Source organism: Thermogemmatispora argillosa (assembly GCF_059696725.1).
The window spans coordinates 696,877-722,320 of record NZ_AP019377.1 but is presented as its reverse complement, the minus strand read 5'-3'; the positions used below and the strand labels follow the sequence as shown (position 1 = coordinate 722,320).

Annotated in this window: 17 protein-coding genes; 7 read left to right on the top strand and 10 right to left on the bottom strand. The window is 62.7% G+C overall.

Translation table 11 applies throughout. The annotated features are described in order from the left end of the window. Nucleotides 1–101: 101 nt before the first annotated feature. The 7 genes from AC6H1L_RS02880 to AC6H1L_RS02850 all read left to right on the top strand — a co-directional run bounded on the left by AC6H1L_RS02880 (nt 102) and on the right by AC6H1L_RS02850 (nt 10,017). Entirely contained in the window at nt 102–1,559 is a 1,458-nt protein-coding gene (locus tag AC6H1L_RS02880) for an ROK family transcriptional regulator (protein ID WP_497600048.1), read from the top strand. Nucleotides 1,560–1,785: 226 nt separating this feature from the next. Continuing rightward, on the top strand, nt 1,786–2,817 hold the full coding sequence (locus AC6H1L_RS02875) for an ABC transporter substrate-binding protein (protein WP_497600047.1): 1,032 nt from the start codon (nt 1,786–1,788) through the stop codon (nt 2,815–2,817). A 267-nt stretch (nt 2,818–3,084) separates the two neighbouring features. Then, complete coding sequence (locus AC6H1L_RS02870; protein WP_497600046.1) at nt 3,085–4,182, top strand: ABC transporter permease; 1,098 nt, start codon at nt 3,085–3,087, stop codon at nt 4,180–4,182. A 162-nt stretch (nt 4,183–4,344) separates the two neighbouring features. Continuing rightward, nucleotides 4,345–5,157 carry an ATP-binding cassette domain-containing protein gene (locus AC6H1L_RS02865; RefSeq protein ID WP_497600045.1) on the top strand — a complete coding sequence of 271 codons (813 nt, stop codon included), beginning with the start codon at nt 4,345–4,347 and terminating at the stop codon, nt 5,155–5,157. A gap of 1,025 nt (nt 5,158–6,182) precedes the next feature. Continuing rightward, nucleotides 6,183–7,589, top strand: a complete 1,407-nt coding sequence (locus tag AC6H1L_RS02860; protein ID WP_497600044.1) for an ABC transporter substrate-binding protein — start codon at nt 6,183–6,185, stop codon at nt 7,587–7,589. 581 nt (nt 7,590–8,170) lie between these two features. Beyond that, a complete protein-coding gene (locus tag AC6H1L_RS02855) occupies nt 8,171–9,094 on the top strand; it encodes a carbohydrate ABC transporter permease (RefSeq protein ID WP_497600043.1) in 924 nt (307 codons plus the stop codon). Beyond that, nucleotides 9,091–10,017, top strand: coding sequence for a carbohydrate ABC transporter permease (locus AC6H1L_RS02850; protein ID WP_497600042.1), 927 nt, complete (start codon nt 9,091–9,093; stop codon nt 10,015–10,017). Before AC6H1L_RS02855 ends, AC6H1L_RS02850 begins: the two co-directional genes overlap by 4 nt. A gap of 280 nt (nt 10,018–10,297) precedes the next feature. On the opposite strand, the gene AC6H1L_RS02845 is transcribed toward AC6H1L_RS02850, so the two are convergent. The 10 genes from AC6H1L_RS02845 to AC6H1L_RS02800 form a co-directional block, all read right to left on the bottom strand. Beyond that, nucleotides 10,298–11,182: a class I SAM-dependent methyltransferase gene (locus AC6H1L_RS02845; protein WP_497600041.1), complete on the bottom strand. Its 885-nt coding sequence runs from the start codon at nt 11,180–11,182 to the stop codon at nt 10,298–10,300. Nucleotides 11,183–11,329: 147 nt separating this feature from the next. Beyond that, nucleotides 11,330–12,214 carry a class I SAM-dependent methyltransferase gene (locus AC6H1L_RS02840; RefSeq protein WP_497600040.1) on the bottom strand — a complete coding sequence of 295 codons (885 nt, stop codon included), beginning with the start codon at nt 12,212–12,214 and terminating at the stop codon, nt 11,330–11,332. A 110-nt stretch (nt 12,215–12,324) separates the two neighbouring features. Continuing rightward, the gene (locus tag AC6H1L_RS02835) at nt 12,325–13,209 is read right to left on the bottom strand and encodes a class I SAM-dependent methyltransferase (protein WP_497600039.1); all 885 of its coding nucleotides are present in this window, start codon (nt 13,207–13,209) and stop codon (nt 12,325–12,327) included. A gap of 146 nt (nt 13,210–13,355) precedes the next feature. Continuing rightward, nucleotides 13,356–14,240: a class I SAM-dependent methyltransferase gene (locus AC6H1L_RS02830; RefSeq protein ID WP_497600038.1), complete on the bottom strand. Its 885-nt coding sequence runs from the start codon at nt 14,238–14,240 to the stop codon at nt 13,356–13,358. 144 nt (nt 14,241–14,384) lie between these two features. Then, nucleotides 14,385–15,281: a class I SAM-dependent methyltransferase gene (locus AC6H1L_RS02825; RefSeq protein ID WP_497600037.1), complete on the bottom strand. Its 897-nt coding sequence runs from the start codon at nt 15,279–15,281 to the stop codon at nt 14,385–14,387. Between the two features lie 91 nt (nt 15,282–15,372). Beyond that, nucleotides 15,373–16,263 carry a class I SAM-dependent methyltransferase gene (locus AC6H1L_RS02820; RefSeq protein WP_497600036.1) on the bottom strand — a complete coding sequence of 297 codons (891 nt, stop codon included), beginning with the start codon at nt 16,261–16,263 and terminating at the stop codon, nt 15,373–15,375. Between the two features lie 195 nt (nt 16,264–16,458). Then, on the bottom strand, nt 16,459–20,289 hold the full coding sequence (locus tag AC6H1L_RS02815) for a helicase (RefSeq protein ID WP_497600035.1): 3,831 nt from the start codon (nt 20,287–20,289) through the stop codon (nt 16,459–16,461). A 74-nt stretch (nt 20,290–20,363) separates the two neighbouring features. Next, on the bottom strand, nt 20,364–23,684 hold the full coding sequence (locus AC6H1L_RS02810) for a hypothetical protein (protein ID WP_497600034.1): 3,321 nt from the start codon (nt 23,682–23,684) through the stop codon (nt 20,364–20,366). Nucleotides 23,685–24,100: 416 nt separating this feature from the next. Then, on the bottom strand, nt 24,101–24,403 hold the full coding sequence (locus AC6H1L_RS02805; protein ID WP_497600033.1) for a response regulator transcription factor: 303 nt from the start codon (nt 24,401–24,403) through the stop codon (nt 24,101–24,103). Nucleotides 24,404–24,442: 39 nt separating this feature from the next. Continuing rightward, entirely contained in the window at nt 24,443–25,009 is a 567-nt protein-coding gene (locus AC6H1L_RS02800; RefSeq protein WP_497600032.1) for a response regulator, read from the bottom strand. Nucleotides 25,010–25,444 lie beyond the last annotated feature (435 nt).

Genomic DNA, 25,444 nt, shown 5'->3' with positions numbered 1-25,444 from the left:
GTCCCCTTGTTTGCTTATCTCGGGCGATGGTGATGATGGAGGCGGGAAAGCGGGGAGGAGCTGAGGAAGCGCTGACTAGAGCCAGCTAGAAGGACGGAGCTGTGGAGCGAGCGATTCATTCTCTGTTAGCCGATATGCGTGCCAGGGGAGGGGGCCGGGAAGAGGCGACCAGCGCGTCGGCCCTGCGTGGGGCTGATTTACATCGCATTCGTCAGTTCAATCGCCTGCTCGTTCTGAACTATATTCGCGAGCACGGGCCGCTAGCGCGCGTCATGTTGGCCCAGCGTCTGGGGCTATCGCGTACCACCGTGAGCAGCATTGTCGATGCGCTGCTGCGCGAGGGGCTGGTACGTGAGGGGCATCTGCTGGATGCCACGCCGCGCGGGGGCCGGCGCGCCATTCTGGTGCATTTTAATACCGATGCGGGCCGCATTCTCGGTCTCGATGTGGGCCGCACCCATCTGAAGATGGTGCTGACCAACCTGGCGCCTGAAATTGTGGCTGAGCGCTCGCTCCCTCTCGATACCGAGCGTGGACCGGAGGAGTGTCTAGCGCTGCTGGTGAACGAGGTGCGGCGTTTCCTCGCGGAGCAGGGAGTGGACTGGGATTCGCTGCTTGGCATCGGACTGGGCATTCCGGGGCCGCTCTCGCCGGACCTGCGCCGTCTCAGTTCGCCGCCGCATATGCCCGGCTGGGATAACGTGGATCTCTGGCAGCGGCTGCAATCTGAGTTTCCCTGTCCCCTCTATATCGACAATGATGCCAACATGGGGGCGCTCGGAGAGAGCCGCTGTGGTGCTGGGCGTGGCGTGGGGCAGATGGCCTATATCAAGGTAGGTACCGGGATAGGTGGCGGCCTCATCATCGATGGGCGCATCTATCGTGGCCACCAGGGAAGCGCCGGTGAGCTGGGCCATCTGAGCATCGATGAGAACGGTCCGCCCTGCGTTTGTGGCAACCGTGGCTGTCTGGAGACGCTGGCGGGCGCCCGCGCAATTGTCGCCGATGCCTGTCGCGGCGAGTCGTTACGGCGCAAGCTGGAGGCAGAGGGCCATGAAGCTGAGCTACCGACTCCGGCCCTGGCGGCGCGGGCGCAGGCGGGAACGGTGGACATTGTCGATGTCATCGAGGCGGCGCGCCAGGGAGATGCGGCCAGCCTTGCGGCCATTGAGCGTGCCGGCGAGCGCATCGGTCTGGCTCTGGCCGGTTTGGTGAACCTGCTTAACCCCGCGGTCATCGTGCTAGATGGAGGGGTGGCGCGTGCCGGTGAGCTGCTGCTAGAGCCGCTGCGTCGTGTCGCCGCGGCGGCCAGCCTGCCCGCCGCCTGGAAGGGCACGCAGATCGTGCCGAGCGCTCTAGAGGGCAATGCCATTGCCCTCGGGGCCGTGCTCACTGTCCTGGATGCCGCTTTCTCTCTGGCGACCTCGGCCCTCTTTGCCTCTCCCAGCGCTGTGCCTGCCGCTGGACCGGCGCCAGAGGCGCCAGGGTCAACAGGAGGAGCCGAAGCGGCACCTTCTTCCCCGGCCCGGGCCCGGTCGCCCGGCCTTAGCCGAACATAAGAGCGGCGGCCACGTCGCCGTCGCCGCGGTGTGCCTTCCGCCTGCTGGTCGAGGTCGGAGGCTGAACCAACAGGCCGCCCTGGGTCGGTGGAGCGTCTACAGAGCGTGCTCGTTCGTTCGTTCGTCCGTTGGGCTGTCTTCTACTACCCTCAGAGTACTTGAGGGAGCAGAGCAACGGCTGCATGGCTGCATGCTGACAGCCCTGCCAGCAAAGGAGCGAAAGGTTATGCGCGACTTCACGGCACAACAGTATCGCCTGAGTCGGCGAGCTTTCTTGAGCGCCAGCCTGGCCGCGGCTGGTGGACTGGCGCTCGCGGCCTGTGGTGGCAGCAGCGCGACCAGCGCAGGCGGCAACAATTATACGCTGGCGCTCATCCTGGGCGTTAAAGGCGATCCCTTCTACATCACTATGCAGAAGGGAGCCGAAGCCAAAGCCAAAGAGCTAGGTGTGACCTTGCTCGTTGACGGCCCTGCACAGTGGAGCGCTACCCTGCAAACCCCTATCGTCAACGCCTACGTAGCGCGCAAAGTCGACGCCATCCTCATTGCGCCCTGCGACAAGCAAGCCATGATCGCCCCGCTGCAGCAGGCCAGCAACGCGGGCATCAAAGTCATCACTGTCGACACCTACATCGGCGATGGTGATTATGTGCATGGGCCAGTCACCTTCCCACTCTCGTACATCGGCTCGGATAACGTTCAGGGTGGCAAGATTGCCGGCGAGGCGCTGATCAAGGCGATCGGTGGGCATGGCAAGATCTATATTCAGAATACTGTGCCGGGCACCAGCACCACTGACCAGCGCGAGCAGGGCTGCAAAGAGGCTATAGAGGCCACGCATGGCGCTGTCACCCTGGTCGGGGTCGACTTTAACGGCGATAGCGCCGCCAAGGCCGCCGAGCAGACGACAGCTATGCTGCAGCGCGTGCCCGATCTGGCCGGCATCTTCGGCACCAATATTTATGGCTCAGAGGGGGCAGCTCAAGCGGTCAAGAATGCCCATAAGCAAGGCCAGGTCAAGATCGCCAATTTCGATGCTCCCGAGCAGGCCATCATCGACCTGAAAAACAACGTCGTCGACATCGTCATCGCCCAAAAGCCTGCCGACATGGGCAGTATCGGCGTGCAATATGCCGTCGACGCCCTCAAGGGCAACATGAGCGCTATTCAGAAGCGTGTCCCCACCGGCTATGTGATCATCACCCGCGATAACGTCGATACCCCCGAGGCCCAGGCCGCCATCTACAAGAGTAGCTGAGCGCAGAGCGTCGACCGGCCTGTGAGCCTGGTCGAGAACAAGCAGACGAACGAGCTGGCCAGGTGCAAGCAGGTGAGCCTGCCAATCCCGGCGGCTCCCCAACCTGACCAGCTCGTCCCCTCTGGGTGCTCAGGCGCCGCGCCTGCTCCCACTCGTTCGTCTTGTGCTGATGCGCACTGGCCAGACCGTCCCGCTCGGCCCGGCGGTCTGGTTTGCGACCTGGGAAAGCTATCCAGCAACCTGCTACAGAGGAAGGAGAGGAATCCTATGGCGAAGATGCTTCAGCAGTTGGCCCTGCCGGCGGCCAAAACCAAAGGCAGCCCGTTAGAGGTTGTCAGCCGCTTCTGGGCCTGGCTGTTTCTAGTGCTGCTCCTCCTCTTTTTCTCGTTGACCGGCCCCGGCTTCTTCAGCTTTCTCAATCTCCAGTCGATCGCCAACGATATGGCTTTAGCCCTGCTGATGTCGCTGGGGCAGACCTTTGTCATCATTGCGGCGGGGATCGATCTCTCTACCGGTTTTACGATGGGCTTTGCGGCGGTAATTGAGGCGGTAGTGCTCAATGCCCTGGTGGGCCGGCTGCCGCTCGGGTTAGGGCTGGCGCTGCCGCTGAGCATCCTGATCGCGCTTGGCGTTGGCACCCTGCCCGGACTGGTCAATGGCATCCTCATCGGGCGCCTGCGCGTGCCCCCCTTTATTGCTACCCTGGGAATGTATGGCATCGCGCGCGGCCTGGGCTTCATCTTCTCGGGCGGTGGGCAGCCTGTCAGTGTGCAGATCCCCGGCGTGGGCGACATCGGCAATGGCTACTTGCTCTACTATCATCCGGCGGTCGGCTTCTCCTTTTTCCATGCCCCGACGCTGCCGCCAGGGGCCAGGGCGCGTGATCTCTTGGCCATGCTGCCTTTTCCCCTGATCGTGGCCATTGTGGCCTTTGTGCTTTGCCACTGGCTGCTGAGCCGTACGCGCTTTGGCCGCCATACCTATGCGCTGGGAGGAGCCCCGGAGGCCGCTCGCCGCGCTGGTATCCCGGTAGCACGTCAGACGCTGAAAATCTATATGCTCTCGGCCTTTCTGGCCTCAGTGGCCGGGGTGCTCTATGTCTTGCGCTTCACTAACGGCGATGCCAACGCTGGTGATCCTCTGCTACTCGATTCGATTGCGGCGGTCGTCATTGGCGGGGCCTCGCTCTTCGGGGGCGAAGGGACGCTAGTGGGCACGCTGATCGGCACGTTGATCATCTATGTCATTCAGAACGGTCTGGTGATTATCGGTATCGATCCCTACTGGCAGTTCGTGGCCATTGGGGCCGTCATTATTCTGGCGGTCATGATGGATCAGGCTAAGGCACGTGTGCTAAACCGCTAGGGGCGGGACTCGGCTCGGTTCGCCGCAGGTCGGGGTCGCAGACTTGGGCCTGCCTGAATCGCCCGCAGGCGCTGCCTGATGGCTCTTGCCTTGAGAGGCCGGGGGTCAGCGCCGACCTGTTTCCGTGCGTTTGTTGTCCCCAGTGCGTGAGGAGTGAATGCGATGCGAGAAGAGAAAACTCAGCTTCCCGAGGCCGACGCTGCACAGGCGACGACGACCGCCAGGGGCACACGGCCCGTGCTGGAGGTGCGCGATCTGGTCAAGCGTTTCGGCGGTCTGGTAGCTGTCGATCATGTCAGTCTGGAGATCTGGCCCGGCGAGGTCGTGGGCCTGCTCGGCGACAATGGCGCGGGAAAGTCAACGCTGATCAAGGTCATTTCTGGCGTCTATCGCCCGGATGGTGGCCAGGTGCTCTTCGAGGGGCAAGAGGTCACCTTCGCCTCGCCAATGGAGGCACGCCGGCGAGGGATCGAGACCATCTATCAGGATCTGGCCCTCTGCGAGAACCTGGATGCCCCGGCCAATATCTTTCTGGGGCGCGAGCCAACCCGGCGCCGCTGGGGCCTGCTCAAAGAGCTGGATGAGCAGTATATGCTGCGAGAGACCCAGCGCGTGCTGGAGCAGCTCGACATTCGCATTCCCGACCTGCGTCAGCCGATCCGCCAGCTCTCGGGAGGCCAGCGCCAGTCGGTGGCGATTGCCCGGGCCATCTACTGGAATGCGCGTTTGATGATCATGGATGAGCCGACCGCCGCCCTGGGGGTAGCGGAACAGCAGAAGGTGCTGGAGCTGGTGCGCACGCTGCGGATGCGTGGGGTGCCAGTGATTCTGATCAGCCATAACATGCAGGATGTCTTTGCGGTGGCCGACCGCGTGGTGGTTATGCGCCGTGGTCAGAAAGTAGGCGAGCGGCGCATTGCTGAGACGAGCAGCAATGAGCTGGTGGGGCTGATGGTTGGGGCTGAGCGGGGTTAAGCGGGTCTGACGGCATCTGGGCTGCTTGCAAGCTCATTGTCTGATCAGGAGGGCATGCAAATCATGTACGATCGACACATATGCTAATCTCTTGAAGAAGATGAGAGATCTTAGAAAAGCACAAGCTGGCAAAGCCTTGCTCTGTGGGTGTGGCGCGCAAATCCTCTAGACAACTGGAGCCGGGTATGGTATCCTCATTCTCGTGAAGAGAAGTGAACAAGGGGAGAAGCGGGGCATCTTCTAGTTTTAGGGCTGTCTAGTCGTGGGGAAGGCAGAGCGTGCCCCCTGCTCCACGGTGTGTGACCGAGGAGAAGCGCCCTTCGCGGCTGGTCGCCGTGGCCTGTCTCGTCTGCATGGCGATTGAGCGGGACAAGGCCCTGCTTGAAGCGGCTTCCTACTCGTACGCTGGCTGGTAAACATTGCTGCGCCTCCCCTCATGTTCCTTTGCCTCTGGCTGGTCTCCAGCAGCAGGCTCGCCGTCCGACTCCGCCGGGAGCCGTAGCGGCTAGAGAGGCCGGAGGGCGGCGGCTGGCTGCTGATCAGGCTGCTCGCGGGAAGGCAAAAGCCGGCCTGGTGAAGGCGGCGGTATGCCTGAGTGGGGAAGCGCGAGCGCGCAGAGGCAGTCTGATCGATGCGTAACCTAAGCCCGTCTGTCTGGCTACGGGCCTGCTCAGCCATCTCTTGCAGGGGTGTTTCCTTGCAGGGGTGAGAGAGAGGCGCTGAGTATGTTGCTAGTGGGGGCGCTGTTGTGTGTGGGTCAGAGTGGTCGGGTCAGTAGATCTCTCGCTTATGAGGGGGCGAGCGCTGGCCAAGCGGCTCACTCTCGGGCAAGTCAGCGGTGCAGCCGCGGACCAGGGCGGGGCGGCCCTGGGGCAAGGCGGCCAGGCGTACGCGGAGCCAGCCAACCAGCTCGTGAGCAGCTACCTAACCTGAACTCATCTATCTGAGATCGATGCCGGCAGCGTAGCGGCGGAGCTTCTCTGTGGTCGCGCTACACTCCTGTAGCCTGAGGAGGTCGGTGAGTGATGAACATCTATGATCGGCGTGCACGGAAGGAGCTGGATCAGCTCGTCGAGGAGTACCTGACCACCAGTAACATTAATCGGCGCCAATTTCTGCAGCGGGCGACAGCAGCGGGGCTGAGCCTGAGCGCGGCGACGGCGCTTCTGGCTGCCTGCGGTGGCACAAGCACTGGCACTGTCAACACCAGCAGTGGCAATGTGCCTAAAGTTAGCTCGATCGATGTGCTCACTCAGCTCAGCGGGGCGGAGCTGGCGGCCTTCAATGCTATTAATACGGCTTTCACCAAGAAGACGGGCATTAAGGTTAACGTGGAGCCGACCAGCGACCTGCGGGCCGTCCTCAGCACGCGCGTGCGTGGGAACAATCCCCCCGATGTGGCCGGGATGTCGAGCGTGCCCGAGTTTCAGCAGTATGCCGCTCAGGGCAAGTTGCTCCAGCTTGACAAGTTCTTCAATATGAGCCAGATGGAGCAGCAGTATTCGCGCATCTGGCTGGATGTTTCTTCGTACAACGGGCATCTCTACGCGGTCATTCCGCGTGTCAACACCAAGAGCACGGTCTGGTACAGCCCCAAGCAGTTCAAGGCCAATGGCTACACGCCGCCCAAGACCTGGGATGAAATGATTGCCCTCTCAAATAGGATTGCCAGCAGCGGAAAGTATCCCTGGTCGCTGGGCGTGGAGGGCGGTTCGTCCACTGGCTGGCCAGCGGCGGACTGGGTAGACCAGATCTATCTGAGCCTCAATGGCCCTGAGCTGTCGCAGCAGTGGGTCAATCATAAGATCCCCTGGACTCATCCAAGTGTCAAGCAGGCGTTCCAGCTCTTCGGCGAGATCGTCAACGGCAAGCATTATATCAGTGGGGCGCCGCAGTCGATTCTGGCCACCAATTTCCAGGATGCCGCCTATCTGCCCTTTGAGAATCCGCCGAAGGCCTATATGTACTTCCTCGGCGACTTTACGGCGAGCTTTCTCAAGACGCAGTTTCCTGGCATCCAGCCCGGGGTCGACTTCGACTTTTTCCCGTTCCCGACCATTAATCCCCAGTACGCTAATTCGGTGACCGGTATTGTCAATATCCTGTCGGCTTTCCGCGACAACGATGGGACGCGCCAGTATATGGAGTTTCTGGCCTCGCCTGAAGGTCAGAGTATCTGGCCGAAGCAGGGTGGCGCTGTCTCGGTAAATAATCAGGTGCCGCTCAGCGTTTATCCTGATCCGGTCTCACGCCGCACCGCTGAGCTGCTGCTCAACGCGAAGTACTTCAGCGTGGGTCAGGACGACTTGCTGCCGTCTTCGATGGAGCAGGAGTACTGGAAAGGGCTGCTGGCCTATATTCAGAATCCCTCGCAGCTTGATAGTATCCTTCGCTCGCTGGAAGATGCGGCTTCGCGCCTCTACCCCTCGTGAGCGAGTCTGAGGAATGGGGGCGTGAGGACGGGATGGGCGTGGGCGGAAAGACCAGAGGCCAACCGGGTGCGACCAGGCGCCGGCGTCGTTTGCGCGCTGCTCACTCCGGTGCCGCCGGACCTGCGCTTGGCGCCGCGAGGCCTGGCGCACCTGCCTGAAGGAAGGTGCGTCGTAGCAGCTGTTGCAGCAGGATAGCCAGCGCGGAGAGGGACCGCTCCCTGCATTGCCACTGCAAGGGGTTGGTCCCTCTCTCCATTGCTGACCATCTGGCGCACCGGCTGGTCCGTCATGGCGCTCCTGTCTGGCGACTCGCTGCGCCCGGGTTTGGCGTCTCTCTCTGTGGGGAAGGGTGGGTAAGATAAGAAAGGGGAAGAGTCTGCGCTGTGGTGAAGGCTCCTTGATCCGCTCCGGCTCGGGGAGGGCCAGCCGACCGAGCGGATGGCGGGCCTGCCAGCGCCGGGGCCGGACCGCCAGGGCGTCGCTGGGCTGTCTGGCTCTTGCCTGCCGAGCGTGTTGTGTCGTTGTTGTTGCTGTTGTTGTGCTTTGTTAGCTGCATGGGACGAAGGGAGTGAGCGACTGCTATGGATCTCTCCATTGAAAAGGCTGTTCCCCTTGCGTTGCGTCCACGTCGGCGCCGGTTGCGCCTGCCGTTAGAGGCGTGGGCCTGGATTGCGCCGGCGATCTTGTTGTTGCTGCTCTTTTTCATTTACCCCTTCATTAACACCGTTCAGCTCAGCTTTGAGAACGCCGATTCAACGCGCTTTGTGGGCCTCAAAAACTACCAGGCCATCTTTACCGACCCCGAGATGCTCAGTGTGCTGAAAAATAATCTGCTCTGGTTGGTCTTTGGCACACTGTTGACGGTTGGCCTGGGGCTGGTCATTGCGGTTCTGGTCGATCGTGTCAAGGTTGAGGGCCTGGTCAAGTCGGCGCTCTTTATCCCGATGGCCATCTCGATGGTGAGCGCTAGTATCATCTGGCGCCTGGTCTATCTCTATCGTCCCCCCGATCAGGCGCAGATCGGCCTCCTGAATGCCATTCTCGTGCTCTTCAAGCTGCCTCCGCAGCCGTGGCTGGTCAATACCAGTGTCAATACTTTTGCCTTGATTGCCGTCTATGTGTGGATGTGGACCGGCTTCTGTGTGGTCGTCTTCTCGGCGGCGCTCAAGGGGATTCCTGATGAGATCATGGAGGCGGCTCGCATCGATGGGGCCAATCGCTGGGTGCTCTTCTGGCGGGTGATTGTGCCGATGATTAGTCCTACCATCGGCGTGGTGACCACCACGATGATCATTAACATTTTGAAGACCTTCGATATTGTGTACGTGATGACGGGCGGCAATTATAACACCGATGTCGTGGCGGTCGAGTTTTATCGTCAGCTCTTTACCTTCGGTGACTATGGCCTGGCCAGTGCTTTGGCGGTCTTGCTGACGCTGGCGATCATTCCGGTGATGTATCTCAACATCCGCCGTATTCGGCTGGAGGAAGGAGGCCAGGCATGATCGGTCAACAGGTGCAGCAACAGCAGGCGGCGCCGGCTCTGGCCGCGGTAACGCAGCGCCGTCTGCGGGCGAGGCGCAGCGCTTTCTGGCGCCGGCTGAGCGATCAGGTGATCACGGTGATCGCCTTGCTGATCGCTGTGGTGTGGTCGCTGCCTACTGTGGGGTTGCTGATCAGCTCGTTCCGTCCCCCTAGCTTGATTTCGACGACGGGGTGGTGGACGGCCTTCCTGCCTCCCTGGCATTTTACTCTGCAGAACTATGTCCAGGTGATCACGGCGCAGGGTCTGGGCCGCGCCTTTATCAATAGCGTGATTATTGCGGTGCCGAGCACGATCCTGCCGGCGCTGATCGGTTCGTTTGCCGCTTTTGCTTTCGCCTGGATGCGGTTCCCCGCGCGTAATACGATCTTCTTTGGGATCATTACGCTGCAGATTATTCCGCTGCAGATCGCCCTGGTGCCTCTGCTGCAGATCTTTACAAATATTGGGCTGACGGGGCAGTATGCCGCGGTCTGGTTGGCGCATACGGCCTTTGGGCTGCCTTTTGCCATTTTCTTGCTGCGCAATTTCTTCGCGGCCTTGCCGCGGGATCTGCTGGAGGCGGCCTACGTTGATGGGGCCTCGAATTTCCGCCTGTTTTGGACGATTGTGCTGCCTCTCTCGTTGCCGGCGCTGGCGTCGTTGGTGATTTTCCAGTTCCTGTGGGTCTGGAATGATCTGTTGGTGGCCTTGATCTTCTTGGGCGGCAATCCGCAGAGCGCGCCGATGACCCTGACGGTGGCCAGCCTGGTTGGCTCCTACGGCGAGAATGACCAGGTGCTGACGGCGGCGGCCTTCCTATCGATGGCTCTGCCGCTGGTGATCTTCTTTGCCTTGCAGCGCTACTTTATCCGCGGCATTCTGGCCGGCTCGGTCAAGGGCTAGAACAGCCCGTCGGCCGTGTCTGCCCGCGAGCGCTTCCCTACAGGAGCGGGCCGAGAGAGTTCACGGTGGCCTCTCGGTCCGCTCTTGGCTTGTTTTAGAGTCCTGCTGGCGCGGCGGCGGTGCTGGCTGGGCAGGCTGGGGGAAGGTCTGGCCGGAAAGGCTGGTTGCTCTGCCGGATTTGTCAGGAGCTGGGGCCGTTGGCGCGCTTTGCCAGGGAGATCGTTCCGGTGGCTGGCGCTCTGGGGGCCGGCTGGAGGACGGGCGGGCGTGCTCCTGCCGCTCACGAGGCGGCGGGTTTGCGTCCCCAGACGGTGAGCCAGGTCCAGATGGCGCAGAAGTCATCGGTCTGCATCTCCGCCACCGCCTGCTGATAGAGCTGGTCCAGCTCCTCGCGGCTGATGAGGCCGAGCTTGGTCAGGAACGGCTTGATCAAGGCAAAGGCGACGAACATATCTTTGAAGAAGGCGTAGTGCAGAGGGGCGTCGCTGGACCAGTCGGCGGCGCTGGCGCGCAGGCGCACGTCGCGGAAGCCGGCGCGGCGCAGCAGGCGGGCCAGGACGGGGGTGATGCCGGCGTGGCGTCCGTCGGGGGAGAAGCTCTGACCGGCTCGCTTGAAGGCGGCAGCCAGCAGCGAGAAATAGCGCTCAACGGCTGGGCTGGTTGTTAATCCCCCTTCGGTTTCGGTGAGGCGGAGGACGCCGCCGGGTTTGAGGAGGCGGAAGCACTCGGCCAGCAGGCGGGGCCAGGCCTCGGGGAGCATGAAGCTGGAGAGGAAGCGCCCGTTGATGAGGTCGAAGGAGGCGTCGGGGAAGGCCAGCGGTTGCATGACGTTCATGACCTGGAAATGAGCATTGGTGAGGTCACAGGAGCGAGCGTAGGTGTTGGCGTACTCGACGATGCTGGAGCTGATGTCGACGCCGATGACCTCGACGGAAGGGTACTGGAAGGCGACCCCGGTGGTCCAGCCGCCGGGACCACAGGCCAGGTCGAGCAGGCGCCCGCCCTCGGGGAGGGTCTGGCCTTCGGGGAAGAGGCCGCCCATCGCTTCGGTGACCAGGCGATCCTGTTGCAAGAGGCGGGCCAGCTCGTCGACCTGCTCGGGATCGATTGGGTAAGTGTTGGCCGGTTGAGACTGGGCTTGAGGGTCTGGCTCGGTATGGGTCATAGTGAGATGTTCCTTTCTTCCTCAAGAGGTGCTGCAGAGCTGCTCTCCGCTGCTCACGGGCTGGCGAAGATGCTGTTGTCTTCGCGCGGGAGTGAGCGGCGCGGCTGAACGGGCTGGGCTGGGCTGGTCAGCCAGGGGGCTGGGCGCTTAAGCGCTGGCGGGCTTGTGGCCCCAGACGGTGAGCCAGGTCCAGATGGCGCAAAAGTCGTCGGCCTGAGCCTCGGCCAGGGCTTGCTGATAGAGCTGGTCCAGCTCCTCGCGGCTGATGAGGCCGAGCCTGGTCAGGAACGGCTTGATCAGCTCGAAGCCGGTAAACATGTCCTTGAAGGAAGCGTAGTGCAAAGGGGCGTCGCTGGACCAATCAACAGCACCGGCGTGCAGGCGCACGTCGCGGAAGCCGGCGCGGCGCAGCAGGCGAGCCAGGACGGGGGTGAGACCGATGTGGCGCCCGTCGGGGGAGAAGCTTTGACCGGCTCGCTTGAAGGCGGCAGCCAGCAGCGAGAAATAGCGCTCAACGGCTGGGCTGGAGGTTAATCCCCCTTCGGTTTCGGTGAGGCGGAGGACGCCGCCGGGCTTGAGGAGGCGGAAGCACTCGGCCAGCAGGCGGGGCCAGGCCTCGGGGAGCATGAAGCTGAAGAGCAGCCGCCCATTGATGAGGTCGAAAGAGGCATCGGGGAAGGCCAGCGGTTGCATGATGTTCATGACCTGGAAGTGGACGTTGGTGAGGCCGCGCGAGCGGGCATGCGTATTGGCGTATTCAACCAGATTGGAGCTGATATCGATGCCGATGACCTCGACGGCAGGGTACTGAAAGGCGACCTCGGTGGCCCAGCCACCGGGACCGCAGGCCAGGTCGAGCAGGCGCCCGCCCTCGGGAAGGGTCTGGCCTTCGGGGAAGAGACTGCCCATTGCCTCGTTATAGAGGCGATCCTGTTGCAAGAGGCGGGCCAGCTCGTCGACCTGCTCGGGGTCGATCGGGTAGGTGTTAGTCGGTTGAGATTGAGCCTGTGGCTCTGGCTCGGCATAGCTCATAGGTAGCTCCTTTTCTGTCATAGCGATCTCGCTAGTGCGACTGATGCGGACGGCAGGCGCCTGGTACTGGTGTTAGGCGCGCTGACGAACCGAACGCACAGAGTGCTGTCTTACGAGGCGGCGGGTTTGCGTCCCCAGACGGTGAGATAGGTTGAGATGGCGCAGAAGTCGTCGAGCTGCATTTCGGCAACGGCCTGCTGATAGAGGAGCTCCAGCTCCTCGCGGCTGATGACACCGATCTTAACGAAGAACGGCTTGAGGAGTTCGAAGGCGACGAACATATCTTTGAAGAAAGCGTAGTGCAGAGGGGCGTCGCTGGACCAGTCGGCGGCGCCGGCGCGCAGGCGCACGTCGCGGAAGCCGGCGCGGCGCAGCAGGCGAGCCAGGACGGGGGTGATGCCGGCGTGGCGTCCGTCGGGGGAGAAGCTCTGACCGGCTCGCTTGAGAGCGGCAGCCAGCAGGGAAAAGTAGCGCTCGGTGGCCGGGCTGGTGGTAAGGGGAAACTCTCCCTCGGTAAGGCGGAGGACGCCGCCGGGTTTGAGGAGGCGGAAGCACTCGGCCAGCAGGCGGGGCCAGGCCTCGGGGAGCATGAAGCTGAAAAGGGCCCGCCCGTTGATAAGGTCGAAGGAGGCATCGGGGAAGGCCAGCGGTTGCATGACGTTCATGACCTGGAAGTGGACGTTGGTGAGGCCGCGCGAGCGGGCATGCGCATTGGCGTACTCGACGATGCTGGGACTGATATCGACGCCGATGACCTCGACGGAAGGATACTGAAAGGCGACCTCGGTGGCCCAGCCGCCGGGACCGCAGGCCAGGTCGAGCAGGCGCCCGCCCTCGGGAAGGGTCTGGCCTTCGGGGAAGAGGCCGCCCATCGCTTCGGTGGCCAGGCGATCCTGTTGCAAGAGGCGGGCCAGCTCATCGACCTGCTCGGAATCGATCGGGTAGGTGCTGACTGGCTGAGACTGGGCTTGAGGGTCTGGCTCGGTATGGGTCATAGTGAGATGCTCCTTTCTTCCTCAAGAGGTGCTGCAGAGCTGCTCTCCGCTGCTCACGGGCTGGCGAAGATGCCGTTGTCTTCGCGCGGGAGTGAGCGGCGCGGCTGAACGGGCTGGGCGCACTCGCCAGCCAGGGGGCTGGGCGCTTAAGCGCTGACGGGCTTGTGGCCCCAGACGGTGAGCCCGGTCCAGATGGCGCAGAAGTCGTCGGCCTGAGCCTCGGCCAGGGCTTGCTGATAGAGCTGGTCCAGCTCCTCACGGCTGATGAGGCCGAGCCTGGTCAGGAACGGCTTGATCAGCTCGAAGAGGACGACCATATCCTTGATAAAGGCGTAGTGCAGAGGGGCGTCGCTGGACCAGTCGGCGGCGCCGGCGCGCAGGCGCACGTCGCGGAAGCCGGCGCGGCGCAGCAGGCGAGCCAGGACGGGGGTGATGCCGATATGGCGTCCGTCGGGGGAGAAGCTCTGACCGGCTCGCTTGAGAGCAGCGCTCATGAGGGCGAAGTAGCGCTCAACGGCTGGGCTGGTTGTTAGTCCCCACTCGGTTTCAGTAAGGCGGAGGACGCCGCCGGGCTTGAGGAGGCGGAAGCACTCGGCCAGCAGGCGGGGCCAGGCCTCGGGGAGCATGAAGCTGAAAAGGGACCGCCCGTTGATGAGGTCGAAGGAGGCATCGGGGAAGGCCAGCGGTTGCATGACGTTCATGACCTGGAAGTGGACGTTGGTGAGGCCGCGCGAGCGGGCATGCGTATTGGCGTATTCAACCAGATTGGAGCTGATGTCGACGCCGATGACCTCGACGGCAGGGTACTGAAAGGCGACCTCGGTGGCCCAGCCGCCGGGACCGCAAGCCAGATCGAGCAGGCGCCCGCCCTCGGGAAGGGTCTGGCCTTCGGGGAAGAGGCCGCCCATCGCTTCGGTGGCCAGACGATCCTGTTGCAAGAGGCGGGCCAGCTCGTCGACCTGCTCGGGATCGATCGGGTAGGTGTTGGCCGGTTGAGATTGAGCCTGTGGCTCTGGCTCGGCATAACTCATAGATGCTGTTCCTTTCCTTCCTTCTCTTCTGCTCTTGCTCTCCCAAAGGAGGACAGGGCTGCTGATCGCTGCCTGGCGGCAGGTGCCCTGTCCTGGCGCGTCTCCGTCGCACCGGTGGGCCGGACTGAGGTCCACTCCAGCCAGTCACGGAGTAGCGGGCTTGTGGCCCCAGACAGTGAGCCAGGTTGAGATGGCACAGAAGTCCTCAGACTGCATCTCCGCCACCGCCTGCTGATAGAGCTGGTCCAGCTCCTCGCGGCTGATGAGACCGATCCTGACCAGGAACGGCTTGATCAAGGTAAAGGCGACGAACAGATCTTTGAAGAAAGCGTAGTGCAGAGGGGCGTCGCTAGAGCAGTCGGCGGCGCCGGCGTGCAGGCGCACGTCGTGGAAGCCGGCGCGCCGCAGCAGGCGAGCCAGGACGGGAGTGATGCCGATATGGCGCCCGTCGGGGGAGAAGCTCTGACCGGCTCGCTTGAGGGCCTGGGCCATCAAGAAGAAATAGCGTTCGGTGGCTGGACTGGAGGTTAATCCCCCTTCGGTTTCGGTGAGGCGGAGGACGCCGCCGGGCTTGAGGAGGCGGAAGCACTCGGCCAGCAGGCGCGGCCAGGCCTCGGGGAGCATGAAGCTGGCGAGAAAGCGCCCATTGATGAGGTCGAAGGAGGCGTCGGGGAAGGCCAGCGGTTGCATGACGTTCATGACCTGGAAGTGGACGTTGGTGAGGCCGCGCGAGCGGGCGTGCGTATTGGCGTATTCAACCAGATTGGGACTGATGTCGACGCCGATGACCTCGACGGAAGGATACTGAAAGGCGACCTCAGTGGTCCAGCCGCCGGGGCCACAAGCCAGATCGAGCAGGCGCCCACCCTCGGGGAGGGTCTGGCCTTCGGGAAAGAGACTGCCCATCGCCTCGTTAGCAAGACGATCTTGCTGGATCAAACGGGCTAACTCATCAACCTGCTCGGTATCGATCGGGTAGGTCGAGCCAGTCTGAGCCGCATCGGCTGGAGCAGTCACATCGTTCTCACGTGTATCAGTCATCGCTCCCTGTATTCCTTTCCGGTCTTGCTGCTGTCAGACAAAGAGAGAAAGAAGCCTGCTACTGGAAGCTGAAGGCCCTCGGCCAGACCCTTCAGGGCTGATGGCCCCAGGCCGTCAGCCAGAACCAGACTGCAAAGAAATCGTCGGCCTGCATCTCCGCCACCGCCTGCTGATAAAGCAGCGCCACCTCCTCGGCCTGCGCCACGCCTGTCTTTACCAGGAACGGTTTCAGAAGATCGAACATAACGAATATATTTTTAAAGGTGCTGTAGTGGTAGGGGGTGCCGCTGGACCACTCCAGCACGCCGCCGCGCAGGCGCACATCCGTAAAGCCGGCCTGGCGCAGCAGCGGAGCCAGCACCGGAGTAATCCCCAGATGCCGCCCATCGGGAGAGAAGCTCTGGCCAGCGCGCTTGAGCGCCTCCGAGCAGAGCGCGTAGTAGCGCTCGGTGGCCGGGCTGGTCGTCAAGCCCCACTCGCTTTCGGTGAGGCGAATAACCCCGCCGGGCTTAAGGAGGCGGCGGCACTCGGCCAGCAGGCGGGGCCAATCTTGGGGCCGCATGAAGCCGGCCAAGAAGCGCGCATTAATAAGGTCAAAGGAGGCATCGGAAAAGGCCAGCGGCTGCGTGACATCCATCACCGCGAAGTGGATGTTACTGAGGCCACGAGCGCGGGCCTGGGCATTCGCGTAAGCGACCGTACTGGGGCTCCGATCGACCCCGATGACCTCGGCGTCGGGATAGCGAAAGGCCAGCTCCAGGGCCCAGCCGCCGGGGCCGCAGGCCAGATCAAGCACCTGAGCCGTGGCCGGCAGCGTCTCTAGCTCGGGCAGCAGGCCACCCATCACCTCAGTGACTAGACGGTCCTGTTGCATCAAACGGGCCAGCTCAGCAGCCTCTTCGGCATCGATAAAGTAGGTCCCCTCGGCATCAGCGGAGGATTGGCGGTGAGCGCGTGGCTCTTCGGCTTCAGCAGCGGCCATAGCGTATGCGTACTCCTCTGTATTTCTCTCCTGAGCCTGTATCGAGGTCGGAGTCAAAAGGTGGGCGACCACCCTGCCCGCGGCGTCTGGTAGAGTCTATCTGAGCCTGCGGGCGCAGATGTCGCCCCTCTTGCCCTTTTCTTCAAAGAGCATACCAGTTTGTATCACAATTGGCAAGGCTGTTTCTTTCTACGTTTAGGGCTGTTCCTCCTGATCGCTCCTGGCCAGGAGCATATTGATGATATTGAGTTCATGGGACATGAACAGGTAGTGATCAAGGAAAATCTTACGGCGCGCCTCGGGCAGGTTGTAACTGCGAAAGATGACAAAAGGAAAATGTTCGTAGTGCTGGCCCAGCGGGAGGACGCTATCGATGGGATAAAGAGCGCGCAGGTAGCTTTCCAGCAGCCGGCGAAAATTCGCGGCACAGGCGTCCCCATTCTCGGCTCTGTTCTGAAACTGGCTGCGGAAGACTTCGCTGACCAGCAGCGTGTGTAATGGAATGGCGTAGTGCTGGTCGGCGTGCTGCGTTTCCTGGCTGAAGTGAGGAATGATGGTGTTCTCTCGGGCGATGCGGTGCAGCTCCTTGATCAGGGCGATGCCGTCCTTGAGCAGGAGGCGGATCTCATCGTTGCAGTGTGAATGACGCCGGAGCGCCTCCATGCGCCTGAGCAGCTCCTCCCCGCGTCGGTCGGTTTCCAACAGCTTGAGCAGGCTGATCCAGTATTCTTCCCGCAGGCGCCGCTCGCCTAACGGTACGATCAGTAAGCTGCCGGCGATATAGGCCCGCTCCAGGGGAGGCAGCGTCAGCAGGTGGTCAAAGCCCTGTATGACGGCCTGCTCAAACTCTTGCGCCAACTGATCCAGAACGGTCAGATAGAGGCGCGGCTGACCCTGGCCTTTAGCTGGCGAGGAGACCGCCCTCTGCTGCCGGTGGCGGCCCCGTCTCCCTCTGGGGGGCGTCAGCTCAATGTGGGCCTGGCTGAGGAGGTTGATCAGGTCGGAGGCCACTTTGCGAAAGGCCGGATTCTCTGGGTGCTGATAGCACAGATCGTCGAGTTGATCGACCAGGCGCCCCAGGCGTGAGGTCAGGCTCTCGCCGGCGGAGAGCACGGCCTTGCCGCCTATGGGAATCATCAGGAAGCGCTGATGACCGATCTGGCCCTCGCCCTTGATGCGCGTGAGGAGAGCCGTCTTGAGGATGAGCAGGATATTGAGCAGGGCCAGCAAGCTTTCGCGCAGGGCCGAGGCCCGCTCTTCGCGCCGCTCGTAGAAGAAGCGATCAGAGAGATAGAAAGTGATGCTTTTCTCGGCTCGATCGAAAGCGCCGCCGCGTCCGCGGTAGATGACCTGGAGAATCTCCATCAGGTTCTGCTCAATGGCGAAGCGCGGCACGTCAACCAGGATCTCGCGCGCGCCCTCGAAGGAGAGGCCGCGGCTGGCTGAGGCGGTCATGAAGATGGCGCGCACCCGGTTTTGATAATTTTTGACGTTCTGTTTCTCTTCCTCGGAAATGTTGGCGTGGATGGCCAGGTAGTCTTCGTAGAGCTGGAAGCGCCCCAGGCGGCGCTGGAGCTCGGCGATCAGCTCGGCCAGGCGCTGCTTGTCCTGGATGTAGATCAGGACCTGCGGGGCCTCGGGCTGCTGGAGGATGGTCAGCAGGTCCTCTAGCAGGTGCTCCTGAAGGCTGCTTTTCAGCTGCTGGCTGCTGGCTCGCAGGGCGCTCTTGTCTTCGTATGGCTGGATCTCCAGGCCAACGCGGTAGCGCAGGCGCAGGGCGCTGGCCGGGTAGCCGTTGGCGTTGATGCCGACGGCCCGCTGCCGCTTGAAGGAGAATTCGCTGCGGCTGAGGGGCTGCGGTGGCTGCGTGGCGCGCCGGAAATAGATTTTGTCTGGCTCGTAGGCGCTGTCTTCCAGGTGGCGCTGAATGAGCTGCGGGTCAACGATCGAGGCGTCGGCCACAATAACCTTGCAGTGAATGGCCGCCTGGTTGAAGAGCTGGTACTGACTCAGCAGGCTATGCACGCCCTCAACGAAGGCCGCTCCGCTTTCGTCGCCCGTGACTTCGTCAATCATGAAGAAGATATATTTGATCCGCTGACTGAGGTGCTCCAGGGCGGCCTGTTGCAGGCTCCCCTGATTGAGCAGGCTCTGAAACATGCGCTTGAGGTGCTTCAGGGTGGTCGCCTGCTCGTGGCTGGTGCGACGGAGCGACTGGACGGCCACGGTGGCGACGATGGTCGGGGAGAGCTGTTCTGTCAGGGCAACGTCGATGGCTGAGCAGAGGCTGTCAAGAACACCGCTGACGCTCTGGCCGCGGTCGATGAGCAGGCCCTCTTCGACTTCCTCTAGCCGACGCTCGCGCGGGCGCTGCTGCTGGGCTTCGGGGCCTTCCGCGGGGAGGAAGTCGACGCCGCCCACTGAGAAACGCTCGTGGCGGTGGAACGAGTAGTAGTGCACGGTATGTTTGCCGCCGTTGGCTTGAATGTAGGCGGAGTTGGTCGTCAGGGCCAGCAGCGTTTCGCAGCGCGGGTGCTCTGGGTGGTCCTGCTGGAACTTGTGGATGATGTCGATGTTGACCTGCTTGCGGGGGCTGACGTAGATGAAGAGGAAGCCTTCGCCTTGCCTGGCGCGCGCTTTGAGAAAGTTGACGATGGCGGTGGTTTTGCCGATGCCGGGCGTGCCGGTCAGGAAGAGGTAGGGGGTTGGTTGTTCCAGTTCGCGCAGGACAAGTTCGGCGTGGAGGTCGCGCAGGTTGCGCCCGACGCAGGGCGTGTCGGGGAAGAGGGCCTGTAATTCGGGGGTCACCTGTTCGGCACTGAGGGGGGCATGCATGGCGACGAAGTCCGTGAGCCATTCCTCATGACAGATCCAGTGCAGGCCATCGTTCCGGCTGGGCCGTTCCAGGAGCTGCCGAATGAAGTGCCCGCCGTTCTGGAAGGCGCGCCGGACGTAGTTGCTGATGACGGTCAGCAACTGCTCGCGGCTGGCCTCGATCTCCTGGCGCTTGTCGCGCTCCCGGTAGATCTCGGCGCAGGCGGCCAGGACGGGGAGCTGATCACGGCGCAGGGTCATGCTGTTGCTGCCGCGGTCGGTGTAGCCGATGATGTGAAAGGTAAGGCTCTCTTCGGGTGGGAGAATGTGGTAGAAGGACAGGAATTGATAGAAGCTGTGGGCGTAGCTGGCCGCCTGGATGAGCTTGTAGCTCTCTTTGTCCTGGCGGCTGAAGGCCTGGAAGTAGTGTTTGAGGCCGCTGGCTAGCAGTTCCTGGCCACTGAGCAGGGCGGCATCGGTGTCGATGCTCAGGTTAGAGAAGACGCTGCGGGTGCGCATGTAGCCCAGCTCGCGTAGCAGTAATTGGCAGATCTCGTCGGCCGAGGTGAGGCTGCGGGCGTCGCTGAGACGGCGGACGGTGAAGACCGACAGGTCGATGCTGAGGAGGCGCCAGTGTCGGCCCTGTCGCAGGAGGAGCAACAGGTCGGCCTGGGGAAAGTGGCCGCGCCCGAGGTAGCTTTCGTAGATTTGCTCGCTGGGGGGTAGCGCGTAGCCTCGCCGACGCAGTTGTTCTAGCAGTTCGGCGAAGGCCAGGCTCTCTTTTTTGTCGTAGGTGCCCAGGCTGTTGGGGCCGTGAAAGCGGCACTGCAGGTAGAGGATGTCTGGCGGCGCGCTGTGGAGGGCCGCCAGGGCTTCCAGAAATTCCTGGCAGAAGCTCAGTCCGCCCAGGTAGCCGCGCAGCAGGATGAAGAGCGCCCAGTAGCGGAGCTGCTCGCGGTCCCAGGTGCTGAGGACGCAGCTACGCTTGCTGAGCTGGCTATAGAGCGGCTCAAAGTGGAGCTGGGCCAGCTCCTGGCGGTAGTATTCGTAGATCGCTTGTGGGAGGCAGGCCTGCTGGCTGAGGCCGGTGAGCAGGCCGCTGGCGAAGCCGATTTCAAAGAGCCGGCCCATGTCTTCGGCGAAGTGCTGGTCGCTGCCCGCCGGCTCAAGGCCCTCCGCGCCCTGGGTGGCGGCTGGCTCTGAGACTGACATACTGCTTGTGCTCCTCCTTTCTGCTCTCTTTTGTTCTGCTCTGCTCTGCTCTGCGTCCTTGTCGTGCTGGCGGCTCAATGGGCGGGAGGCGGGTTCTGATCGGCTGGTGGCTGTTGGCGATTGGCGTGGCGGGCCTGTTCCAGCTCGTGCGAGCGCAGGACCGAGCGGACGTGCGTCAGGAAGGCCAGCATGTTAAAGCGGCACTGGCCTTTCATGTGGGGAATGATGGCCTGGGCGCCGGTGCTGCGGTCGCCGATGATGCGCTTGTAGGGGTCCAGCTTCATCATCATCGGGTTGAACGGCCTTTCGAAGCGCATGAAGTGCAGCAGGGTGATGGCCTCGATCAGGTCGTGCTTGGTGGTGCCTGGCTGGTCGGGGGCCAGCAGGTCGGACCAGATGTACTGCTCGTAGGTGGGGTCCTGGTCGTAGACGTGGGTGACCGTGGAGTAGGCCATGACGCCGTTGTAGACCCGCTCCTGTGCCTCGGGGGAGCCGGCGGGAATGGAGTAGCCGGTGTAGAGGTTGAGGAACATGACGGTGCGCTTGCTGGGATCGTTGACGACGTCGGCCAGCTCGCGCAGCTCGTCGATGTAGAGCGACTCTTGATCCTGCCTGGCTGAGCTGCGCTGAAGGTCGAGGACGTAGTAGAGGTCGCAGAAGATGGGGTAGACGCGAAAGTCGGCGTCGACCTCGCGCATGGCCTGAATGATGTCCTGGCTCATGAAGAACAGCTCGCGGGCGCCGCCTTTGGTGAGGCCCAGCGTGCGACTGTAGGGGGCGTGGGCCACGTAGAGCAGGTGATGGTAGCCCTGCCTGGCGCAGTAGCGGGCCTGTTCGATGATGATGTCGGGCCGCGTGTGCATGCTCTCGGAGGGGTGATTGTCGGCAAAGGTCCTGAGCCGGCGCAGTACAAGATCGTTTCCCTCTCGCTCCAGGCCCAGCACTTCGCCGTAGATGGTGGCCAGGTAGTCATCGCGCGCCTGCGTGTTGTAGTCACATTTGCGGCTGGAGACGACCAGGATCGCCACTTTGTCCAGGCGCCCCTGTTGGGCCGGGTCGGCGTTGGGGGCTGTGGGCGCCGCTTGCGGCTTGAAGCGGTGCGGCAGGGCCGCGTAGAGCGAACACAGAGCGCTTCTGAGCATGTAGTAGCTGGCCTGGTCCCCGGCCTCCAGGGTCCTCCTATGCAGGCCTTGCGAGCTGGTCAGGTAGTCGGCGCCTAGCAGGTGCTCCAGGACCTTGGTGATGCCGTGCAGGACGCTTTCGTCGTTATAGTGCTCCTGGCCGGCCTCTGCTTTCTCGACGTGGATGCAGATCAGGGGGATGAAGCACTTGTCTGGCTCAATGGCGGTGGCGTTGTCGACGACCAGTTTGATGAAGAGGTAGGCGAGCAAGAGGTAGGTGAAGCGGTAGACAAAGGCCGCCTCTGAGCGCACGGCTGGCCCTTTGTAGTGGTAGCCGTAGCCAAGCGCGATATGGCGCAAGCCGCCAAAGCGCTGCCGGAGGAGGCTCCTTATGGAGGGTTTTTGCTGCTCATCCGCCACGACGGGGGCCAGGATGACGGGCAGAACCTGCAGTTGCCCAAGGTCGTAGCTCATCTGGTAGCTGCCGATGGTCTCCTCGCTGGCTTCCTCCACTTTGAGGAAGTAGAGCGGTTCGATCTGGAGGCTGACATCGAGTTTGCAGAGGACATTGCTGCTGAGGCTGGCCCTTTCGATAGTGATGTACTTGAGCAGCTCGCGCCGCCGCTCCTCCTGGAAGGAGAGTTCCGCGCTGAAAAAGTGATGGCGGAGAAAGATCTCATTGGCATCTCTGGCCAGCACGCTGGTGCTCAGGGAGACTACCAGGTCGGTCCGGTAGGTGCGCGCCTGGTGGGAGGGCCTGGTGAGGGAGGCGATCAGGACGGTGCGCAGTTGCTGCAGAAGGGCTGAGGTGCTCTTGGACTTCTGGTCTCGGGCCTGGGCTGCCGGCGGCTCCAGTTCGGCGGCCAGCCGCTTCAGGGCGGCCTCTTTCTCTTCCTGGCTGCCGGCCCGCAGCACGGGTAATAGCTCTTGTTCAAAGTCGTGCTCGGGCTGGTAGTGCGGGTCTCCCCAGTGCTTGAAGGCGAAGAAGTAGAGGACGGCTACGCGGATGATGCGTGTGTAGAAGGCTTCAAGGGTGCCGTTGCTTTCGGCTTCCTGGCGGCGCTTTGCAAAGGCGGAGCTGCCTGGTTGCAGGAGGGCCAGGTGGAAGGTAAAGGATGGCTCTCCCTCGCCGCCGTGGACGTGTACTTTGCCGTTGAGCTTGAGGCGCAGGCCGTGGATGAAGCGTTTGAGGCCTTGCGGCTCGTTGATGATTTCGCCAAGCTGGCCGGCGACTTCGCCGAAGATGGGCAGGGGATCGAAGGCGTCGGCGCGTGAGAAGAGGTCGCGCAGGTTGATGCGCTGCTGGGTTGGTAATGCGCCGTAGGAGACGATGTAGTGGCTGTCAGGGTAGCGCTGGATGTAGGCTTCAAGCTGGCGCAGGCGCTCGATCAGGGTCTGGAGCAGGCGCGCGGCCTGGCGTTCTTCTTCGCCAGCCCTGGGATCGCTGATGAGGCTCTCTCTGATGTAGGCCAGGTAGTGAAGGCGCGCGGTGCGCTGGATGCGGGCCAGGACCTCATCGGTGATGGTCTCGCAGAGGGTGTTAATCTGGTCGGCGACCGGTCCCTCCGTCTGGCTAAGGATGGCCAGGGCCTCTTTCAGTTCCTCGGCATCGGCTTGCCCGCTCTCGCGGTAGGTTTCAAGGTGGGCCTGGATGCCCGCGATGATGTTGTCTCTGAGGGCGTCGATCCGCTGTACATCGATAGTTAGTTTGTGCCCTTTCAGCCTGGTCCGCTCCTTCGTGCCGGGCTGCTTTTGAAAGTGCAGGCGCCGCCGTCGTACCTGGGACGGCTTCCTCAAGGGATAGCGCAGGTTATTGATGGTCTCTGGCGGTTTCTGCGGATTGAAGTTCTCGAAGCGCTCGATGCTGAAGCTGCTGAGCGCTTGAAAGAGGCTGTTGGCGCACTGCTCTGGGGTCTGCCCCTGCAGGTGGCAGAGGTCGCTGAAGGCCTGGCGCAGCGGCTGCAGGATGTATTGCTCCAGATCGCTTCTGAACTTGCTGCGGGCCTTGTCTTCGGCAAAGTAGACGCTGGCGTAGCTCGTGCCGTAGCTGTTCTCGAAGGGATGGGCAAGCTCTTTAGCCTGGCTGGCTACTGCGTGGGCGATGTTGTCGATGTTGAAGCTGAGCCGTTGCTTTTTGAACTGGAGGATCGCGCCCTCAGTGCCCACCAGGCGCTTTTCTTGCTGTAGCCGCTGCAACTGCTTGCCGATGGCCGCGAAGAGCTGGCTGTAGTTGACAGAGGCCAGATGGTGCTGTCGTTCGCGTAGTGTACTCATGGCTGTGATCACCTTCCACAAGACTGCTCCTGCTCGCCTGGGCGGATTGGAGTGCTGAAGAGGGCGATGAGGTGCGCTCGCCGGGCAGGCCTGCGGCCTCACGGCTTCGCGTTGCCGCTCCGCCCTTTTTCTAGTGAAACGCTGGCACTGTCTCTTTTTTGTAAAGGGAGATGGTCGGCCGGGCCGCAACGGTCGGCAGCGCAGAAAGGCGCCCGCCGTGCCAACGCATTGGCGGCATCGGAAGCATTATTCTTTGCGGCGGTGAAAAAAGCGGTGGGTGCAGAGGCAGTTTGTGCGCATGGAGAGGCGCGCCCTGGATCGCGGGTAGATGGGGCTGTGAGGGTGAGAGGGGTGCGGTGGGGGACGGGCGGGCTGGCTTCCTGCGCAGGCTCCGCCCATGAACGCGCGGCTTGTCGTCACTGGTCTGTCGTCGGGGGTGGGCTGGCCAGGGCGGCGCGGGCCTGTAGCTCGGGCGGGCATTGCTCCCAGGGGATGCGCTGCAGGAGTTCCGCGCGGCTGGCGATGCCGAGCCGATCGCGCAGGCGGTAGATGTGACCGCGCACGGTGCTGGCGGTGATGCCCATGCGCCTGGCGATCTCGTCGTCTTCCAGTCCCTGGCGCAGGAGGAGCAGAACCTCCCATTCGCGGGGCCGTGGTGGTCCTGGCTCGCGTGGTCCCCATTTGCGATGAAAGCCTCGACGCTGGCTTGAGCCTTTCATGGGCTGGTGATGCTCTCCTCTCTTCGTTGGCTGCTCTGGCTAGGGCTGGCCCCAGCGGCTGGCGCGAGCGGGATCGGGCGAGCGCCAGGGTTGGCGGCCGGTTTCAGGCATGGGAACAGGGGTGAGCAGGGTCTGACTGCCGATGATAAAGGGGGTGGGCGGTAGGGGCGAGGGCGAGGGCAGGGCGGAGGGGGAGGCTGAAGGGGGCGCCGTGGGGCAGGTCGGCGGCGCGCTGGTCGCGGTGAGGCGCCGAACCAGGGCGACCAGGTGCCCGATGTTGAAGGGTTTGGCCAGAAAGGCGTTGGCTCCCGCTAATCGCGCTCGCAGTCGCTCGCGGAGGCCATGACGCGCGCTCATGAGGACGATGGGAATGGTGGAGAGTCGCGGCTGCTTGCGGATCAGAAGGGTCAGCTCATAGCCGTTCAGTTGCGGGAGCATGAGGTCGATGAGGAGGAGGGCCGGCGGCTCTTCGGCGCGGGCGATCGTCTGAAGGGCGGCCAGGCTGTCGCTGTGGCAGCGTACCTGAAAGCCGGCTCGCTGGAGGGCAAGGGCGACGATGAGACGGCAGACGGCTGAGTCGTCGATGATGTCGACTGTTCCTGGCATGGTGATGGCTCCTTTCTGCTCTTAGGGTCGCTGTTTCGGTTGTTACCAGGTCCTCGCGCTCTCTGGCCGGCAGCGCGCCTTTGCTTCCGTGGTCGGGCCGCTCGCTGGCCCGGCCCGCCTGCGGGGCAGGGGCTGCGCGCTGCCGGCTGTGGGGTGGGTCGGTCAGGCACGGCTGGGCGCCCGCCTGCTCGTTGATCACCCGGGGAGAGGCGAGGAGCCTGCGGGTCTCTTGCGGGCGAGCGCCACGCCGCTGCTTATTGCTATAGCAGGGAGGGCTTGCGACAAAAGTAGAGGTTGTGCTCCTGACGTCGATAGTAGAAGGGGCAGGCTCTTCTTTCTAGGCTAAAGCAGCTCGCTCGCTTCGCTCTTGCTCTTGTGTAATTTATGCGCTCTATAGCAAAAACTACTTTTCTATTTGCAGATGTATCTGCTATA

Coding starts and splice junctions, on each gene's coding strand:
- AC6H1L_RS02875 (WP_497600047.1), top strand. CDS start 1,786: ATGCGCGACTTCACGGCACAACAGTATCGCCTGAGTCGGCGAGCTTTC.
- AC6H1L_RS02870 (WP_497600046.1), top strand. CDS start 3,085: ATGGCGAAGATGCTTCAGCAGTTGGCCCTGCCGGCGGCCAAAACCAAA.
- AC6H1L_RS02865 (WP_497600045.1), top strand. CDS start 4,345: ATGCGAGAAGAGAAAACTCAGCTTCCCGAGGCCGACGCTGCACAGGCG.
- AC6H1L_RS02860 (WP_497600044.1), top strand. CDS start 6,183: ATGAACATCTATGATCGGCGTGCACGGAAGGAGCTGGATCAGCTCGTC.
- AC6H1L_RS02855 (WP_497600043.1), top strand. CDS start 8,171: ATGGATCTCTCCATTGAAAAGGCTGTTCCCCTTGCGTTGCGTCCACGT.
- AC6H1L_RS02850 (WP_497600042.1), top strand. CDS start 9,091: ATGATCGGTCAACAGGTGCAGCAACAGCAGGCGGCGCCGGCTCTGGCC.
- AC6H1L_RS02845 (WP_497600041.1), bottom strand. CDS start 11,182: ATGACCCATACCGAGCCAGACCCTCAAGCCCAGTCTCAACCGGCCAAC.
- AC6H1L_RS02840 (WP_497600040.1), bottom strand. CDS start 12,214: ATGAGCTATGCCGAGCCAGAGCCACAGGCTCAATCTCAACCGACTAAC.
- AC6H1L_RS02835 (WP_497600039.1), bottom strand. CDS start 13,209: ATGACCCATACCGAGCCAGACCCTCAAGCCCAGTCTCAGCCAGTCAGC.
- AC6H1L_RS02830 (WP_497600038.1), bottom strand. CDS start 14,240: ATGAGTTATGCCGAGCCAGAGCCACAGGCTCAATCTCAACCGGCCAAC.
- AC6H1L_RS02825 (WP_497600037.1), bottom strand. CDS start 15,281: ATGACTGATACACGTGAGAACGATGTGACTGCTCCAGCCGATGCGGCT.
- AC6H1L_RS02820 (WP_497600036.1), bottom strand. CDS start 16,263: ATGGCCGCTGCTGAAGCCGAAGAGCCACGCGCTCACCGCCAATCCTCC.
- AC6H1L_RS02815 (WP_497600035.1), bottom strand. CDS start 20,289: ATGTCAGTCTCAGAGCCAGCCGCCACCCAGGGCGCGGAGGGCCTTGAG.
- AC6H1L_RS02810 (WP_497600034.1), bottom strand. CDS start 23,684: ATGAGTACACTACGCGAACGACAGCACCATCTGGCCTCTGTCAACTAC.
- AC6H1L_RS02805 (WP_497600033.1), bottom strand. CDS start 24,403: ATGAAAGGCTCAAGCCAGCGTCGAGGCTTTCATCGCAAATGGGGACCA.
- AC6H1L_RS02800 (WP_497600032.1), bottom strand. CDS start 25,009: ATGCCAGGAACAGTCGACATCATCGACGACTCAGCCGTCTGCCGTCTC.